This window comes from Streptomyces sp. NPDC002754, from assembly GCF_053592315.1.
Genome location: NZ_JBSFVM010000091.1, coordinates 1 through 2,202 on the forward strand (window position 1 = coordinate 1; position 2,202 = coordinate 2,202).

Below are 2,202 nucleotides of genomic sequence, written 5' to 3' on the forward strand. Positions count from 1 at the left end.
GCAGCTGGCGCGTGGGTATGTGGGTCGTGCGGGGTTGACGGGTGAGCGGTTCGTGGCGTGCCCGTTCGGGGCGGGTTCCGGTGAGCGCATGTACCGGACCGGGGACCTGGCCAAATGGACTGCGGACGGGCAGCTGTTGTTCGCGGGTCGGGCGGATGAGCAGGTGAAGATCCGTGGGTTCCGGATCGAGCCGGGTGAGATCGAGACTGTGCTCGAGGCCCGTGCCGAGGTGGCGCAGGCCGCGCTGATCGCGCGTGAGGACACGCCGGGCGACAAGCGCCTGGTGGCGTATGTGGTGCCTGCCGATAGCGAGGCCGGTGTCGATGTCGTTGGTCTGCGGGACGCTGTGGTCTCGCGGCTGCCGGAGTACATGGTCCCGAGTGCGTTCGTTGTGCTGCCTGAGTTGCCGCTGACCGTCAACGGCAAGCTGGATCGCAGGGCGCTTCCGGTCCCGGAGTACGCCGCGGGCAGTGGCCGGGGTCCCACGACGGTGCAGGAGGAGATCCTCTGCGCGGTGTTCGCCGAGGTGCTGGGCGTGGAGTCGGTCAGGGTCGACGACAACTTCTTCCAGCTGGGCGGGCACTCCCTGCTGGCGGTGACCCTTGTCGAACGGCTCCGCGTGCGCGGTGTGTCGGTGTCGGTACGGTCCCTGTTCGAGGCCCCCACTCCGGCCGGCCTGGCCGGAGCCACGGGCATCGGCTCGGTGGAGGTGCCCGAGAACCTGATCCCGGCGGATGCGGAGCGGATCACGCCGGAGATGTTGCCGCTGGTCGAGCTGTCGCAGCAGGAGATCGACCGGGTGGTCGCGGCGGTCGATGGTGGCGCGGCGAACGTGGCGGATGTCTATCCGTTGGCGCCGTTGCAGGAGGGGATGTTCTTCCACCACTTGATGGCGGGTGAGGGCGGCGACGTCTATCTGACGGCGCGTGTCGTGGAGTTCGACTCCCGGGCCCGGCTGGACGCTTTCGTCGGAGCGTTGCAGCAGGTCGTGGACCGGCATGACATCTATCGCACGGGTGTGGTGTGGGAGGGTCTGCGTGAGCCGGTGCAGGTGGTGTGGCGGCAGGCTCAACTGCCGTTCGTAGAGCACGAGATTGACGGCGGGTCTGCGAATCCGGCGGATGTCCTGCTGGCCGTAGTCGGGTCGGTGATGGATCTGGGGCGTGCGCCGTTGATGGATGTGCATGCGGCGGAGGTGTCCGGGGGTCGGTGGCTGGCTGTGGTGCGGATGCATCACCTGCTCCAGGATCACCTGGGCATGGACGTGCTGTTGCAGGAGTTGCGGGCGGTGCTGACCGGGCAGGCGGAACGGTTGGCGCCGGCGATGCCGTTCCGGAACTTCGTGGCGCAGACGCGTTCGGTGTCCCGTGTCCAGCATGAGCGGTACTTCGCCGAGCTGCTCGGTGATGTCACCGAGCCGACCGCCGCGTACGGGGTGCTCGATGTGCACGGCGACGGCAGCGATGTGGGCTCGGCAGTCATGCCCTTCGCCGCCGATGTGACCGACGAACTGCGGCGCGTGACGCGGGAGTTGGGGGTAAGTACGGCGACGGTCCTGCATGTGGTGTGGGCGCGCGTGCTCGGGGTGCTGTCGGGGCGTGACGACGTGGTGTTCGGCACGGTGTTGTTCGGTCGGATGAATGCCGGCGCAGGTGCTGACCGGGTGCTTGGCCCGTTCATCAACACGCTGCCGGTACGCGTGGGGACCGGCCGGGTGGGCGTACGTGCGGCGGTTGAGGGGATGCGGGATCAGCTGGCGGGGCTGCTGGAGCACGAGCACGCGCCGTTGGCCGTGGCACAGCAGGCGAGTGGTGTCGCGGCCAATTCGCCGCTGTTCACCTCTCTGTTCAACTACCGGCACGTCGATCAGGCCGAGGAGACAGCCGGGGAACGGCACGTCGACGGCATCCAGCAGCTCTCCCTCCGCGAGCGGACCAACTACCCGGTGACGGTGTCTGTCAGCGACCGAGGGGCCGCCGGACTGAGCCTGACCGTGGAAGCCGTAGCGCCGGTCGACGCTGGTGCGGTGGTCCGCCTGTTCCACACCGCGACAGAGAGCGCAGTGAGCGCCCTCGGGAGTGTGGTGGGCGGGCCCGGTGATGGCGCGGATGTGGCGCTGGGTGGTGTGGATGTGTTGGGGGTTGATGAGCGGGTTCGGTTGTTGGGGTGGAACGAGGGGGCGTTGTCGGTTGGTGGTGTGGG

Annotated in this window: 1 protein-coding gene; it reads left to right on the forward strand. The window is 68.4% G+C overall.

Going from position 1 to position 2,202, the window contains the following annotated elements:
* Window positions 1-88: 88 nt before the first annotated feature.
* Window positions 89-2,202, forward strand: a 2,114-nt coding sequence (locus tag ACWD2L_RS40995; protein WP_451193849.1) for a condensation domain-containing protein, incomplete at its 3' end; no start/stop codon positions are given.